This window comes from Armatimonadota bacterium, assembly GCA_028871815.1.
GTDB lineage: Bacteria > Armatimonadota > Chthonomonadetes > Chthonomonadales > Chthonomonadaceae > REEB205.
In genome coordinates, this window is record JAGWMJ010000006.1 from 1 (window position 1) to 13919 (window position 13919).

Annotated in this window: 15 protein-coding genes and 1 riboswitch; of the genes, 4 read left to right on the top strand and 11 right to left on the bottom strand. The window is 63.2% G+C overall.

The window, feature by feature from the left end; all coding sequences use genetic code 11:
• Positions 1–284: hypothetical protein (locus KGJ62_08365; protein MDE2126589.1), on the top strand; the 284-nt coding region annotated here is incomplete at its 5' end.
• On the top strand, positions 284–463 hold the full coding sequence (locus tag KGJ62_08370; GenBank protein MDE2126590.1) for a hypothetical protein: 180 nt from the start codon (positions 284–286) through the stop codon (positions 461–463). The genes KGJ62_08365 and KGJ62_08370, both read left to right, overlap by 1 nt.
• A gap of 20 nt (positions 464–483) precedes the next feature.
• Here KGJ62_08370 and KGJ62_08375 read toward each other — a convergent pair whose 3' ends face one another.
• On the bottom strand, positions 484–786 hold the full coding sequence (locus tag KGJ62_08375; GenBank protein ID MDE2126591.1) for a hypothetical protein: 303 nt from the start codon (positions 784–786) through the stop codon (positions 484–486).
• Positions 787–1086: 300 nt separating this feature from the next.
• Complete coding sequence (locus KGJ62_08380; protein ID MDE2126592.1) at positions 1087–1503, bottom strand: hypothetical protein; 417 nt, start codon at positions 1501–1503, stop codon at positions 1087–1089.
• Between the two features lie 369 nt (positions 1504–1872).
• Here KGJ62_08380 and KGJ62_08385 point away from each other — a divergent pair, with 369 nt between their 5' ends.
• Both KGJ62_08385 and metK read left to right on the top strand, forming a co-directional pair.
• On the top strand, positions 1873–2274 hold the full coding sequence (locus tag KGJ62_08385; GenBank protein MDE2126593.1) for a hypothetical protein: 402 nt from the start codon (positions 1873–1875) through the stop codon (positions 2272–2274).
• Between the two features lie 372 nt (positions 2275–2646).
• A riboswitch (SAM riboswitch) is annotated at positions 2647–2762 on the top strand.
• Between the two features lie 224 nt (positions 2763–2986).
• Complete coding sequence (gene metK / locus KGJ62_08390) at positions 2987–4144, top strand: methionine adenosyltransferase (protein MDE2126594.1); 1158 nt, start codon at positions 2987–2989, stop codon at positions 4142–4144.
• A 202-nt stretch (positions 4145–4346) separates the two neighbouring features.
• Here metK and KGJ62_08395 read toward each other — a convergent pair whose 3' ends face one another.
• The 9 genes from KGJ62_08395 to KGJ62_08435 form a co-directional block, all read right to left on the bottom strand.
• Entirely contained in the window at positions 4347–7445 is a 3099-nt protein-coding gene (locus tag KGJ62_08395; protein MDE2126595.1) for a hypothetical protein, read from the bottom strand.
• Positions 7446–7594: 149 nt separating this feature from the next.
• The gene (gene fabF, locus KGJ62_08400) at positions 7595–8860 is read right to left on the bottom strand and encodes a beta-ketoacyl-ACP synthase II (protein MDE2126596.1); all 1266 of its coding nucleotides are present in this window, start codon (positions 8858–8860) and stop codon (positions 7595–7597) included.
• Positions 8861–8887: 27 nt separating this feature from the next.
• Positions 8888–9124 carry an acyl carrier protein gene (locus tag KGJ62_08405; protein ID MDE2126597.1) on the bottom strand — a complete coding sequence of 79 codons (237 nt, stop codon included), beginning with the start codon at positions 9122–9124 and terminating at the stop codon, positions 8888–8890.
• 47 nt (positions 9125–9171) lie between these two features.
• Positions 9172–9918 (bottom strand): 3-oxoacyl-[acyl-carrier-protein] reductase, encoded by a 747-nt coding sequence (fabG, locus tag KGJ62_08410; GenBank protein MDE2126598.1) that lies wholly within the window; start codon positions 9916–9918, stop codon positions 9172–9174.
• Entirely contained in the window at positions 9915–10868 is a 954-nt protein-coding gene (gene fabD / locus KGJ62_08415) for an ACP S-malonyltransferase (protein ID MDE2126599.1), read from the bottom strand. Before fabD ends, fabG begins: the two co-directional genes overlap by 4 nt.
• Positions 10869–10968: 100 nt before the next feature.
• Complete coding sequence (locus tag KGJ62_08420; protein MDE2126600.1) at positions 10969–12027, bottom strand: ketoacyl-ACP synthase III; 1059 nt, start codon at positions 12025–12027, stop codon at positions 10969–10971.
• A 37-nt stretch (positions 12028–12064) separates the two neighbouring features.
• Positions 12065–13057: a phosphate acyltransferase PlsX gene (gene plsX / locus KGJ62_08425; protein MDE2126601.1), complete on the bottom strand. Its 993-nt coding sequence runs from the start codon at positions 13055–13057 to the stop codon at positions 12065–12067.
• A gap of 53 nt (positions 13058–13110) precedes the next feature.
• The gene (gene rpmF, locus KGJ62_08430) at positions 13111–13317 is read right to left on the bottom strand and encodes a 50S ribosomal protein L32 (protein MDE2126602.1); all 207 of its coding nucleotides are present in this window, start codon (positions 13315–13317) and stop codon (positions 13111–13113) included.
• Between the two features lie 20 nt (positions 13318–13337).
• Positions 13338–13919 (bottom strand): DUF177 domain-containing protein, encoded by a 582-nt coding sequence (locus tag KGJ62_08435; GenBank protein ID MDE2126603.1) that lies wholly within the window; start codon positions 13917–13919, stop codon positions 13338–13340.

Sequence of the window (13919 nt, forward strand, 5' to 3'; positions counted from 1 at the left end):
TGGACGAATACATCGTCGCGGACGCTGTCGAGGGCCTGGTGTCGGTGGAGCATGGGCTTGCCGTCGCCGCGCCGCTGCCGCAAGGGCGTGAGACTCTGCAGTGGCGATACGACATCGGGCCGCAACTACTCGGTCTACCGGTACAGTTTGCTTGCGAAAGGATTCGCGGTGCGGTGCGGGAGAACGCCGCGAAGGCGCGCGCACTCGACGCGGCCGCGCAGAACCATGTGCCCTCGGCGAGCGGTGCCAGCGGCGCGACCGGGATCGGCAAGCCGGGCCCGTGATGCGAGGCCGGCTGGCATCATGGCCGGCGGGTTCGAGCGCGCTCTCGGCCGATTACAATGAGGATGGCCACCTGCTGGGCCTTGCCGTCGGTGGCACGACCGCCTACGAATACGCCTATGCCTTCGACGGTGGACGCGGCTGGAAGAAAGACATTTCGGCTGCCGTCTGGAAAGGTTGAGGGCCCAAGTGCGACATCGATTACCAGAAGGCGATGCGCGAGTGCATGCAGTCGATGAGTGACTGCATGAAATGGTCGTTTTGGATACCGACGATGTGCACCGTGAAGTTGGAGCTGCCTGACGCAAGCGCCCACGCAAGGCAGGTTCGTTGTACCATGGACTCCTTGATCGCCTGGTATTCGGCAAACCACGGAGCCACGACATGACGCGGATTACCACCCTCCTGGCGCGGACCGTACGGCGCAGCTGGCTGATCTGGTGGGTACTCGCTTGCGTCGGTTGGTACCTCGGTGCGGCCCGAGCAGTGAGCCAATATCGCCATGTCGCTCCGGTGCTGTCCGGATCGCCGCGACTCGACGCTATCTCGCGGATACCGGCCAGCAACGGTGGTTTATTCGCGCGAGTTTCGTCGTCCGGCCCGGGCGCGTGGCAGTACGACATCACCGCTTCACGGCGGGCAAATTACGTTGTCGTCAGCGCCGCAAATGGCCCCCGAAGGTACAAGATTACTGCGTCAGATGGAAGGTTTTTGGTGCGAACCGTTACCACATCGCCGGCGTACGAACGATTTGGGGGTATCGCTTCGCGCGGGATGGGCGCTGTGGCCACGGCCGCTGTCCGCCTATTGGCACGCAGCCGCGATGGCCGGTCCCCGCACCTTCTTGCCGGCTGCCTCCTGCTCGGCATGCCCCCGAGCGACGTGCTTGAACCAGGCACGCTCCATTCGTCGATCGGTCACAGGAAAGGCGTGGCCTTTATACGCCTTTCCGGGTTGGCGACGCGCCGCGGCGCCGCTATGTTTCTTCGCGGCCGGGGTCGCCCACCAGTTGCTATCGCTCTCCATCTCAACCCCAAAACCGGCCGCTTGCTGGGGCTTGTCGCCACGTGGCCGGCGCGCGGCGCCCGGCCTGCGGGCCGCGTCACGGAAGATGTGACTGCGGTGAACCTGCTCCCAAATGGACCGGCCCAGTCCGCGCTCCAATGGCGACCGCCAACGTCGGCGACGCGCGTCGCTGAATTCCACAGTTTGCCATAGCATGCTGCGGAACAGCTGGCGCAAACACCGATGGCTCGGCCAAACTAGCGTGCAACAAACTCTTCGACGCGTTCGGCGTATTGGTGGTCACGAGCGCGGCCGCCGCGCATGCGTTCGTGCGCGGCTCACGCGGCGTGGCCGCGCTCATGGTCAGCCCAGACGGTCTCATGGACTGCCGATGTGGCGAGGATCTACGGTGCGGCTCCGACTGATGTACTCGGTAGTGTCACAATGCTAGCGGCGAGGAGAACCACCAAGAATCGGCGAGACACAGCATTCGTTTTGGCCGGGGTTGCGGTTGGGGCGCTCGGCTCGCTCGCGTGGTCGATGCGGCCGGCGTTGCAGCTGGGTCCGCCGCCTGCACATGAGTTGATGCACTCAAACGGCGGCGCTGTGTTCGACATCAGGACGAACCGCCTCCTCTCCGTCCACGGCGCCGCAACCGGGATGTACCTGACGATACAGCGGCCGACGAATGCCGCCGCAACGCAGATTCTGGCGAGCGAACACCGGCCGCACTCTCCCGGCCAATCGCTGGAGGGCCCGGTGAAGATCGGGCTGATGCCGGAGAACGCTCCTGCATCCTCGGCTTCGGCCGCGTGGTCGATCAGCCTGCCGGCCGGCCTACGCGTGCGCGAGAGCGCACTGGGCTCCCGCACTACCCTGGGCTTCAGGATGCCACCCACGGTAATGGTCGTGGTCTCGGCAGACAAGCCTGCAGGCGCTCAGCCCAAGGGAACCGCCGGCGCGCAATCGGCGAACCACGGCGGTTAGCGTGTGGAGGTAGGCCACAACCTGCCTGCAAAGTATCGGAGGCTGCTCGCCACGCCGCGACCGAATGCTGGACCAGACACATTACGGGTATTGCGGTGGCGAACGGGGCATTATCGTGGCCGGCCGGCATGCCTGTGTTTATCGCTGGATGTATCGTGTTTCCTCGGTCTTCGCTGGAGCGGTGGGCATTTTTTTTGCGCCTCCACGATGGTTCCTTCCGACGAACGTCCTGATGGTGGGTTTGGCGGCATTCGCCTGCGCGTGGATTGCGGCGCCCTTGTCTACGATGTCGCGTGCCTCGCGCGCGGCAACGCTGTTGACGGCGGCGACTGGAATGTGCTACACTTCTAGCTACAATTGAATAGCGCGGCTCACTTATCGAGAGTGGTCGAGGGATCCGGCCCGATGACACCACAACAACCACCCGCATGTGGCGGGCAGGTGCTAAATCCGGGCAGTGCTCGCAACTGCGAACTGCAAGATAAGGGCGTGGATTGCGAATTGCAGCGCCTCCGGCTCCGTCCGGGCGTGCTTCGCCTTCTTCCGAACGACCTCTTCTGCAGTGCAGGAGAGGTTTTTTTGCACCTGGTTTCGGGTGCGCGCCCCGATAGCGGGGGAAGACCTCTACCCGCATCCCAACAGGCATTGGCTGCCGGCGGCCCGGCTCTACACGCCGGGAAACGCCCCGAACCAGAAAGGAATGCAAAGTGTGATGACCGATTACAAGCTGTTCACCTCTGAGAGCGTCACGGAGGGCCACCCCGACAAGCTGGCCGACCAGATCAGCGACGCCGTGCTGGACGAACTTCTGAAGCAGGACCAAACAACGCATGCAGCCCTCGAGACGCTGCTGACGCGCGGGCTGTGCGTGGTCGCCGGCGAGCTGACGACCAACGCCTACGTGGAGATGGCCGATGTGGTGCGCTCCACGCTGATTGACGTGGGCTACTCGAACACCAACTACGGGTTCGACGGTCATACCTGCGGTGTCATGCTGGCTATTCAAAAGCAGAGCAGCGATATCGCCCGTGGCGTCGACCGTTCGGACGCGGCCGAGCAGGGCGCCGGCGACCAGGGCCTGATGTTCGGATTCGCGACCGACGAAACCGAGAGCTACATGCCGCTCGCGCTCTCGATCGCTCACGACCTGGCTCGCAGGCTCACATCGGTACGCAAAAAGAATGCGGGCCTCGGTCTTCGGCCCGACGGCAAGTCTCAGGTAACCATCGCGTACGACGCCGACGATCGTGCCCATCACATCGATACGGTTGTGATCTCGACCCAGCACGACGACGACCTGGATCTCCACCAGGTGGAGAGCATCGTCAAGGAGCAGGTTATATCTCCGGTCCTGAAATCGTACGATCGTTATCTGCACACCGACGTCACGATGCATATTAACCCCACCGGCCGGTTTGTCATCGGTGGTCCTCAGGGCGATACCGGAGTCACCGGGCGCAAGATCATCGTGGATACGTACGGTGGCGCTGCGCGGCACGGCGGCGGCGCCTTCTCCGGCAAGGATCCATCCAAGGTAGACCGCTCCGCAGCCTACACGGCGCGCTACCTCGCCAAGAACATTGTCGCGGCGGGTCTTGCCTCCAGGGCGGAGATCCAGCTGGCCTACGCCATCGGTGTGGCGGAGCCGATCAGTGTGCGTGTGGATACGTTTGGCACGGGCAAGGCCTCTGAGGCGGATATCGTGACCCGTATCACGGAAGCGGTGGACCTGCGTCCGCGGGCGATGATCGAGCGGCTTTGCCTGCTAAATCCGGAGCGCGTCAAGTATCTCAACACGGCACGCAACGGCCATTTCGGCAACCCCGCGTTCCCGTGGGAGGAGCTCGATCTGGTCGACCAACTGGCCTGACCGCCGCGCGCGGAGCAATACGGACGGCGCAAAACGGAGAGGCCCGGCGTATCGCCGGGCCTCTCCGTTTGCATGGACGTCATCAGCCCCGGACTGCCGGCCCGGTCACGATGAGATTCCGTTCACTTTATGTGAGACAGATGTATCCTACTATTGCAACGCGGTCACGAAGCTGCGCACTGCGCTTCCTCAGGCTGATCGGTCACGGCAGGTCGAAATCGATGGTCGGCGGTGGCTGCTCGTTCGGCGTGGGTTCTTCGGCCGCCGGTTCAGGGGCACGACTGCGGTGCGGTGTGTTATGTCGCCGGCCGGAGCGCCTGGCATCCAGCGACCGGCCGCTGCTGTGCGGCTGGCGTTTCGTGCGTGACGGCGCCGTTCGGTGCGCCTCCTGGTCGGCATCGTCGCCGCCATGTTCCACCGGCGTCGCTTCGGGATAATCGTCGAAGTCCGCACTCAGCACAGCGCGCAACGTCTCCAGATGCTCCTGCATCTCCGGGTCGGTGCTCCACAACGGCTCACCACCACTTACCGGCGCGGTATCCTGCGATTCGGCCGGAGGAGGAGGCGTTGGCGCAGGTTCCGAGACGGTCACGATGGCCGATCGCGTATCGCCAGGCGGTATGTAGCCGGGCAGTCCGCGCTTGGCCAGGACCTCGGCCGATCCAACGCAGAAGATTCGTGTCTCACCCGCTTGCATCTCAATCTGCCAACTTCGCGTCTCGTCGGCTATGAGACGGCCTTCGGTGAGATCGTACAGGCCGGTCGCGGTCGGCAGCTCGATCTGCTTCATGCCGCCCACCGCTGCATGTACCGAGAGCCACCCGTTGCCGGCGCATATCTGGTCGCGGCTGCCGGGCATCCAGAGATGGACGCCAGCATACCGGCAGATGCCGGCCCAAAGCTCTGCCGGCAGTACGGGTTCGCCGATGAATATCGAATTCCAATCGGCATGCTGCTTCACGGCTATCGACGTGAGACCGGTGGCGGAGTACTCGGCAAGAGCAACCGCGTCAGGGTCACTCACAAACCACGAGGGATTGAGACGCTCTCTCGAGCCGATCTCGACTTCGCCCATACTGCTTGTGATGAGATGCCCGGAGTTGACGACGCGTGAGCCGGTCTCACTACCCCACTCCTGCTGTCGAAGTGACATGCCTACCACGCCGGCGGCTGCCTCCTCTGTTGCGATGCCTGACGCGGGGCGCTCTTCGCAACTGCCCGGCGCGTAGAGCCACACGATGGTGTGGCCCCGCCGCTGAAGCTTTTCGCGCACGGCAGCCCGGATCTTCTCCGGCAGGCGAAACGGAGTCATGAACAGGATGAGCCTGGCGTCTGGGAAGCGGGGGTGGAGGATATCGCTCTGCAAATAGAGGCCCATCGAGATGCCGGAAGTTTGCAGTACCTGCCGCAAACCGCTTGTGAACTGCCGGTAGAACTCCTCGCCGCGCTGCAGGTGAAGGAGGCTGCGCTCATCAATTACGGCCGCAACCTGCGGCACGCGCGTGCGCTCGCGATTGCCGAGGAATGTGCTGTACAGCCGCGCGAAGTCGCCGCCACGGTCCCAGATCCCCGCGCTATCCAGCCAGCCCTTGCCCCACAGGTCCATCCAGCCCACGGCTGTACCGGTCGCCAGCGCCCGACCTTCGCTCCGCGCACGAACGCGAATGGTGGTCGTCTCATCCGGAAGCCGTTCGTTATACTCGTCGTCCGGCTCGCCGGGCGTGGCAAGCCAGGTTTTGGTGTCGTCTTCCGTGAGCCACAACTTGCCGTGCAGGCCGATCGAGTCGATCGGCGCCGGCAGCGATGCGGCGCCTCCCGGTGCGCGATCGCGGAACGATGGCGGTCCGCACACGAGGTCGATATCTTCACACTCCAGCAATTTGCCAAGAGCCAGGTGCCCGCTGCCGGCGTGGGAGAACTCCAGTGTATAGCCGTAACATACCGAGACGAGTGCGCGCCATGCGCACGCCTCCTTGGCTGCGCCGGCCAGATCGCACAGTCGCGACGCAGTGCACTCTGAGACAAACTCGCAATAGTCGATGATCGATCGCTGCCGGCGCCCGTCGAGAAATGCGGCGTGCGGCGCAGGTTCTGGAGTCGGTTTTGGCACGTCCACGGAGTCAAAAGTCACCGAGCCGCTGTACCAGGCGGCTCGCAGCGAGACCAGATTGCCCTTGTACCGGTGAATCAGCCAGTTGCGAAAGGCGTTTCGCGCGGCCGGTGATGTATCGAATCCGGCGTCGGCCGGCTGGAACCACTCGGCATGTTCGAGGTGGTAGCCGGCAACGCGGTCGCCAATGGGGCACGCCACGAGGTGGTGTACCAGCGCCTTGAGGCCCTCAGCCGCCAGTTCCCAGAAGGCATCGCTTCCAATCGAGGGTTCGCTCGAGAGCCCCTCAGCCGTCCAGGCCATTTCGTTCCGATTGTTTTTGCGCCAGTCTTCTGCCGCCGAAAACACGATGCGTGGAATCACGTACGCCTGTGGGTCGGCCTCCAGCAGGGTTCGCACGCGCTGTTCCGCTACGGCCAGCGTGCCGGCCTCTTGGCTCACCGGACAAGGCAGGTCGATCAGACAGGAGTGGAGATGTATTCCGGCTGCTGCCGCCTTTTCAACTTCGCGATGTACTGCTTCGCCAGGCGCATCGCCAGGGGAGCCGCCGAAGAAGAGGAGCGGCGGTATCGGTGAGCCGTTGATGTGGATCACCGGTATACCGAAGCTTGACACCAGGTGCACACCAACGGCCTTATCGATCTGTGGCCGAATACGCCTGGGCTTTGCGGGCGGCAGAACAACCACGGGCTGGGCGGCAGGCGTCGGTGTCGGACGGGTGCCCTTGGTTCCCTTTGGCTGTCGTGACGGCTGTCTTACGGCGCTCGGCGCCGAGTCGACCTGTTCCGCCGGTTTATCTACTTTTGCCCGGCTTCGCCTTGCGGGCGGTTTGGCTTGTGTGGGCGCAGCGACATCCTGGGTCGATTCCGGCTCCGGCGCTGCCTTAACCGCCGCGCGCCGCCTTCGTGGCGCGGGCGCGACCTCTGCATCTGCAGAGGCTGCTTCAACTTCGGTATCCGGCGCCTTGGCCGTGGTACGGCGGCGCCTCGGAGCGCGAGCCGGCGCGTTCGCAGAGGCCTGGTCGTCCGTCGGTTCTGCTGGTGCGGTAGTCTCGGTCTGGCTCGGCGCGGTGGTTGACCGCCTTGCCGGCCGTCTGCGCTGGCCTTTCGGCGCGTCGTTCGGTGTGCTGGCGCCGTCATCCTCGGCAGGACGCGGACTCGCCGAGCCCGACGGAATCTCGTCGTGGCTCATAACGTTTCTCCTAATTCCGTAATCCCTGCGGCGACGGATGCCGCCGCTGCGCCCCCGGTTTGGCAACATTGCGCTTAACGCAGCGCATTTGGGCCGGCAGGGTGCTTAGTGTTGTGTGTGCCGAGCGGCTGCTGTTCGGGTGCAAGCGCTCAGCGGTAGCGTTTCAGAATGATCGATGCGTTGTGGCCGCCGAAACCAAACGAGTTCGACATCACCACGTCCAGGTCGGCTGTTCGCGGCTCGTTGGGAACGTAGTCCAGGTCGCACTCCGGATCCGGTGTCCGGTAGTTCCATGTGGGCGGTATCACGCCATGCCGGATGGCCATCAGCCCTAGAATGGCTTCGCACGATCCCGCGGCGCCGATCAGGTGGCCGGTTATCGATTTGGTGGAACTGACCGGTATTCTCCGTGCCGCGTCGCCAAATACCGACTTTATGGCCGCCGTTTCGTTCTTGTCGTTCAGCCCTGTGGACGTACCGTGCGCGTTGATATAGTCGACACTGGCGGGAGAAATGCCGGCCGAATTCAGGGCCGCCCTCATGGCGCGCGCAGCACCGCGTCCTTCCGGCGCCGGCGCGGTGACGTGGTAGGCATCTCCCGACATGCCATACCCCACAATCTCGCCGTGGATGGTGGCGCCGCGAGCCAGTGCGCCTTGCAGTGTCTCCAGGACCAGCACGCCGCTGCCCTCAGCCATCACGAATCCATCGCGTTCCGCATCAAACGGCCGACAGGCTGTTTGTGGCGAATCGTTGCGCGTGGAGAGTGTGCGCGCCGTACAAAAGCCCGCCATACCGAGTGGTGTGATGCAGGCCTCCGCTCCTCCTGCGATCATTACGTCTGCATCTCCGCGGCGTATGATCTCCCATGCGTCGCCAAGGCTGTTGGTTCCCGTGGCGCATGCCGTTGTAACGCAGGAGTTGGGCCCTTGTGCACCCAGTTGTATCGAGACGAGGCCCGCTCCCATATCGCAGATGATGCCCGGGATAAGGAACGGGCTGACGCGACCAGGGCCCCGCTCCAGCAGAATCCGGTGTTGATCTTCGATCGTCTGCAGTCCGCCGATGCCGGAGCCGATGAAGACACCCACGCGCTCTCGATTTGCGTCGTCGATAACCAGGCCGGAGTGCTTTACGGCCTCCAGGGCGGCTGCCACGGCGAACTGGATGAACCGATCCACGCGTCGCGCAGACTTCACGTCGAGCCACGGCGTGGCGTCCCAGCCCTTGATCTCGCCTGCGAAGTGGGTTGGGTACTGCGAGACGTCAAACAGCGTGATGTCGGATATGGCCGACCTGCCTTGCAGGCAGGCATCCCACAGCGTTTCAGGCGACATTCCGGCAGCGGTAACCACGCCCATGCCGGTTACAACTACTCTAGGCGTGCCGTCGGGGTGATCCGTGAGTTGGCTCATGCTGAATGTGACGTGCTCCGAGGGCAGTTACTGGGCCGCTTTCTTATCGATATAATCCACGATCTGGCCGACGGTTTTGATCGATTCCGCGTCTTCGGCCGGGATTTCGACATCAAACTCCGTCTCCAGCGCCATCACAACTTCGACCACCTCCAGCGAGTCGGCGCCGAGGTCGTTTTCTATGCTGGCTTCGCGCGTGATTTTACTCTCGGGTTGATCGAGGTTGTCCATCAAAACTCGCTTTACGCGGTCAAACGTGTCCATAGTGCGTGGGTCTCCAGAGTCCAGGATTATTGTGCGGCCGTAGCCGCTCAGGTTGAAAGCATTCCACCGTCCACGGTAATCACAGAGCCGTGAACATATGAGGCGGCGTCGCTGCAGAGGAACGCCACCACTCCGGCAACCTCTTCCGGGCTGCCGAAACGTCGCAGAGGTATCTGTCCGAGTATGGCCTCACGCCGGGCGTCCGGCAACTCCGCCGTCATCTCCGTCTCGATGAATCCGGGCGCAACTGCGTTGACGCGAATGTTACGAGCGCCTAACTCCCGCGCCAGCGAATGCGTCAGCCCAAGCAGACCGGCTTTGGAGGCCGCGTAGTTTGCCTGACCGGCGCTACCGGCGATACCAACGACCGAGCTGACATTGATGATGACCCCTCTGCGCTGCTTCATGAGAAGCGGCGCTACGGCGCGGCAGCAGTGGAACGCTCCTTTCAGATTTGCCTCCATCACTGCATCCCAGTCTGCATCGCTCATCCGCATCATCAGTCCGTCGCGCGTAATTCCCGCATTGTTGACCAGTATATCCAGTCCGCCGAATGCCGACGTCGTCTCTTCCAGCAGGCGCTTTACATCATCGGCGCTGGCGACGTCTGCCTGAACAGCGATGGCGCGCCCTCCGGCATTTCGGATATGGCCCACGGTAGCTTCCGCCGCCGCGGCATTGTGCGCGTAATTCACCGTTACAGCAGCGCCGGCGCCGGCCAACGCGATCGCCGTGCATCGGCCAATGCCGCGCGACGCTCCGGTTACGACCGCCGTGCGATTCGTCAGGCTCATGCTGCCTGTTCCTGCAGCGCCTGAACCGCGGCTTGCAGCGTCGCGGCGCTGTTCACCGCAATGGCTTGAACGCCGGGCACCGTACGCTTTGCCAGGTTTGTAAGCACTTCGCCAGAGCCGAATTCTATGGTGATGTTCACCTCGCGGTCAACCAGCCACTGCATGGTCTCTTCCCACCGTACCGTGCCGCTTACCTGCTGGGTGAGGCCGCCTATGATATCGGCCGGCGTCTCTACCGGCTGTGCGGTGACATTGCTTAAAACGGCGCACGCTGGTTTGCGGAAACCGGTAACGGCTAAGGTGGCGTACAGTTGGTCACCTGCACGAACCATCAGCGGCGAGTGAAAGGCGCCGCTTACCGCCAGCGGAAGTATCTTCCTTGCGCCCTGCAGCTTCGCGCGCTCCGATGCGTTGGCCACGGCCTCGGCGGATCCCGAAATGACCACTTGACCGGCGCCATTGAGATTGGCCGGCACAACCACGCCACCGCCTGCCGCGCGTACCTCACTGCATATCCCGGTCACTACCTCGGCAGTCAGGCCCAGAACAGCCGCCATGCTGCCCGGATTCGCCGCCGCGGCCTCAGCCATCAGTTCGCCGCGGCGCATTACCAGGCGAACACCATCTTCAAATTCCAGCGCTCCAGCGGCCGTGAGAGCCGCATACTCGCCCACGCTGTGTCCTGCTGCCGCGAACGGCTGCACTTGCCAGTGTTCCTGCAGGCAGCGTACGGCGGCCACGCTGCACACATACAGAGCAAGCTGCGCGTTCTGCGTGCTTCTAAGCCGGTCATCGGGACCCTCGAAGCAGAGCTCTGCGACGTCGAAGCCGGCCACGTGCGATGCCAATTCGATCGCGTGCTGAGCTGCCGAACAGGCCTCCGCCAGCGAGCGGCCCATGCCAACCTTTTGCGACCCCTGGCCGGGAAATAGATAGGCGACACGCGTCATCGGCAGTTTGGCCGAGCAAGTGCGAAGGGCACATTCTGGCTAGTATACCAGTCCCCTCCAGGGTTGGGAGCGAGTGACCCGTTGACCACGCTTCGGCCCACTATACGCCGCCTCCCCAGCGTATAACGTTGGCGCCCCACGAAAGCCCGGAACCGAATCCCACGGTTACCACGATGGATCCGCGTGGCAGCATGCCATCGCGCGCCGCCTCGTTCAGCGCAATAGGAATTGAGGCTGCTGAGGTGTTGCCATACCGCTGCAAGTTGGTGTATACGCGCTCACGCCGGATGCCAAGCCGATCGGCCGCGGCATGCATAATCCGGATGTTGGCCTGGTGCAGCACCAGGAGGTCCACATCCTCCAGTGTGAGATTGGCGCGCTCGAGCGCCTGCTGCGTAACTCGCGGAACCACCTCCACGGCAAAGCGGTAGACATCCGCGCCACGCATGTGGATGCGGTTACGTCCGGCAACGAGACCCTCGGGCGTTATCGGCTCGCGCGTGCCGCCGGCCGGTATCCAGACCTGTTCGACGCCGGCGCCATCGCTGCCCAGCACCGATGCCAGCACACCCTCGTCGGGACTGCACGCCGTCATCACCGCGGCGCCGGCGCCGTCGCCAAACAGAACGCAGGTAGCCCGATCACGCCAATTGAGCTGTTTGGTCAGCGTATCGGCGCCAACCACCAGCACGGTGTCGGCATCGTTACTGCGGATCCAGGCTGCGGCCGTGGCGACGGCGCAGCAAAAGCCCGAGCATGCCGCCGCCACATCGAAAGCGGCGGCGCGGCGCGCCCCGATGCGATGCTGTACCAGACTTGCGGTTGCCGGCCAGAGGTAATCACCCGAAGTGGTTGCGCACAGGACCAGGTCGATCTGTTCGGCAGTAAAAGGTGATCGGCGAAGCGCATCCAGCGATGCGGCGACCGCCAGGTCCGACGTGAACTCGTCCGGACCGGCAACATGGCGCTGCTCGATACCCGTCCGCGAGCGTATCCACTCGTCGCTGGTCTCCACCATCTCCGCCAATTCGGCGTTCGTCAGTATCCGCTTGGGCACGGCTGCGCCGAGTGATGCAAAGCCCGCTCCAATGCGGGGAGAGGATATCGCCTCCTGCGCCAGATCGAGGCTTGAGGCGGGTAGGGCGTCTGCCGTCGTCATGGCGCCGCGCCGGTTTCGATAGAGGGTGAGTTGCGGCTCAAGCCATCTCCATCGAGCAGAGTTGATCACGAAGGGCGCCAAGCATGTCATGCTCAACCGCACGATCTACCGCGTGGCAGGCATTTGCAACGGCTATGGCGTTAGAACGGCCGTGACCGATGAAGACGAGGCCATTCACGCCGAGAAGCGGAGCTCCGCCATAGGCGCTGTACTCCAGCCGGCCCTTCAGCCTTCGCATTGCCGGAAGCAGCGGTACCAGCATCGGCTTCATCCACCGATGCCGCTCCAACTCCTGCTTCACCAGGCGCATCACCATCTCTGCCACGCCCTCGCCGGTCTTCAGCACGACATTGCCAACGAAGCCGTCGCAAACCACAACGTCCCAATCACCGCTGAAGATGGAACGACCCTCCACATTGCCTATAAAGTTCAGTTCAGTTCGCCGTTTGGCTGCGTCTCGAAGCAGTTCGTTCGCGCCTTTAACCAGGTAGTTACCCTTCGCGTCTTCCTCTCCATTCGAGAGCAAACCGATTCGTGGCTTCGTGATGCCCAGCACTTCGCGCGCGAAGATCGTTCCCATTACGGCAAATTGAAGCAGGTTCTTGGGTTCGCAATCGACTGTAGCGCCGGCATCCAGCATGACCATCGGATTGCGCATGGAGGGTAACAACGTCGCGATGGCGGGCCGATCGATTCCCTTGAGACGTCCGAACGTCAACAGGGAAACCGCCATCGCCGCGCCGGTGTTTCCGATGCTGAGCAGTGCATCCGCGTTGCCGAGCTTGACCTCGCGCGCAGCTACCACCAGGCTGGCATCGGGTTTGCTGCGCATCGCCTGGGCCGGCGGTTCATCCATCTGGATGACTTGCGCAGCATTAAGCAAGCGCACATTGCTCAGCGCCGGTTTGTGCCGGGCCAGTTCGGCCCGGAGCGCAGCTTCCGCGCCAACCAGCACAAACTCACTGGATGATTTGGCGGCGGCCTGTAATACGCCTCGGCAGACCTCTGCAGGCCCGAGGTCGCCGCCCATAGCGTCAACAGCTATACACTTGCGGCCGCCTTTACCGGGGCGGGCGGGCACGCTCAGGCCCCGTCCGCGGGATTCTCGTCGGCAACATCAAACACCTGACGACCGCGATAGCGACCCGTACCCAGATCTACGTGGTGCAAAAGCGCGAAGCCGGTGCGGGCTTCCATGCTTGGGATTATCGCCGGATGATGGCTCAGCTTGTAATGGGTACGTCGCTTACGGGTCCGCTGGTTGGAATGGCGGCGTTTTGGTAGTGGCATATGCTCGGGTCCTTTTTAGTTTAGCCGCTGTCGGAGTGAGCAGCTGACGGCTCATCCTCTATCCTGCAGCGCAGGGCTTCAAGTGCGGCAAATGGGCTTGCAGGGTTGGCGCGCGCCCGCGCCAACCGACCATCTAGTATCTCGGCATCCAGTTTGCCGCACCCGCCGCACCGGTCGACCGTTATGCGCGCTGGTTCCGGTCTGGATGGCGTTTCAAGGATAATGTACTGGCGCAGGGCCTCCACAAGATCGAAGTTGTGTCCGCTAAAGAGTTTACCCGCAATCTCAGCGCCATCCTCCAGTAGGTTCACCTCGGGACGACGCCCGCGCTTCCCGGCAGGCACGCGTTCGATCTCGATCTCCTCTTCCAGATTCACAGCGATCGGAAACTGAAACCAATGGCAACAGCGCGCGCACGGCACTTCGATGGCGGTTGTGGCGGCTCCGCGAAGAATGAGCGTGTCACCGGCGTTGGTAAAGGTTACTTCGCCTTCCACATTCGTGACGCAGGTCACATCAGCATCCACAATCGGCGGCAGTGAGAATCTGAACGATGCTACGGCACCGATGTTGAGCAGAACTTCAGAGACATCGATGAGCAC